General features: G+C 58.2%; 1 protein-coding gene and 1 pseudogene. Both read right to left on the bottom strand.

Annotated elements, in window-relative coordinates; all coding sequences use genetic code 11:
• Nucleotides 1-601 (bottom strand): annotated as a pseudogene (locus NKJ20_RS34020) (extracellular solute-binding protein); the annotation flags it as partial.
• A 73-nt stretch (nucleotides 602-674) separates the two neighbouring features.
• A partial coding sequence (locus tag NKJ20_RS34015) for an aspartate/glutamate racemase family protein (RefSeq protein WP_352749962.1) occupies nucleotides 675-1,214 on the bottom strand: 540 nt, incomplete at its 5' end.

Genomic DNA, 1,214 nt, shown 5'->3' with positions numbered 1-1,214 from the left:
CCGGCTCCATATTCTTCTCGTCGCCTCCCTTGGAAAGCGCCAACGAGACCATCTGGACGTTCTGATTCAGTGTCGGTATAGGAAAGCAGATCTTGCCCTTCAGACGGGGGTCTAAAAGGTCGTCAAGCTTAGCAATTTCGAAGGGAGTGGTATCTTCCCGATAGAGCCATGAAAGGCCGGTTACCGTACGGGGGATATTTATGATGTTTCCGGCGCCATCCTTGACGAGCAACTTTTCTGGAATCTCGGCGAGATTCGGAACCCTTTCCAAGGTGACCGGCTCCGCCCAGCCCTCGCGGGCGACTACTTGCCACGATACATCCCATCCCGTGAGAAGATCTATGCCGGGGTTTGGCCACATGGCCTTGATCTTCGACAGAATGGCGGCGGAACCACCTGTATGCAGGATCCAATTGACATTAATGTCCGACTGTTTGGCGACAACTGCCTTCATCGCTTCGAAGTAGTCTCCGCCCCATTCAACCGCAGTGATCGTCTCGGCAGCACGCGCCCCGGCTAGTCGCGCCAGCGAGAGACCAACACCCACAGCCCCAGCCGAAGCTGCGCTCTTTAGAAGATTTCGGCGTGATATCGTGAACATGATCGCTCTCCCATTGTGATTTTCACGGCAAGTTAGGCACGGCTCGACCGCGTATTTGACGCGCTCCCCTCCATCAGGCGACCGACGCCAAGGTCATTCGGCAGAGGGTCGTAATGTCGTAGACAGGCAGGCCTGTCATTCGGCGAACCGCCGGCGCCGTCAACGGCATCGCCGTGCACTCGAATAGAAACGCCTTAATATCTGGATGTGAACCGAGGAGTCGCTCGGTGGACTCCAAGACATCTTTTTCTATATCCGCCATATCCGTCGGCGGCGGTGGTCGCATATTCTCGTTTCGCACGAGTACGCTATCTTCAATCCCTCCGATGACCACCCTGGCCCGTGCAAACGGATCGGTGATCCCGAGCATATCTTCGCTCAAGTGCTTCGGCTGGGCGACCAGAACGGCGAGCTTAGCGGCGGCCGGCAATTGGCCGAGTAGCGCCGGCAGTAGCAGCAGGCTCGAAGAGACCACGGGGACATTCACGGCCGCCGCCAAGGCAGCTTGGTGTCGGATAAAATAGCCACAGTTGGCGCTTATTGCCACCGCGCCGCGCTCCACTAGGCGCCTCGCTGCTGCCACGCAGGCTGACTCCAGTTCGGGCGCGCCAGG

It is taken from the genome of Mesorhizobium sp. M0185, assembly GCF_040322175.1.
Lineage (GTDB): Bacteria > Pseudomonadota > Alphaproteobacteria > Rhizobiales > Rhizobiaceae > Mesorhizobium.
This window is presented reverse-complemented; position numbering and strand designations above follow the sequence as displayed.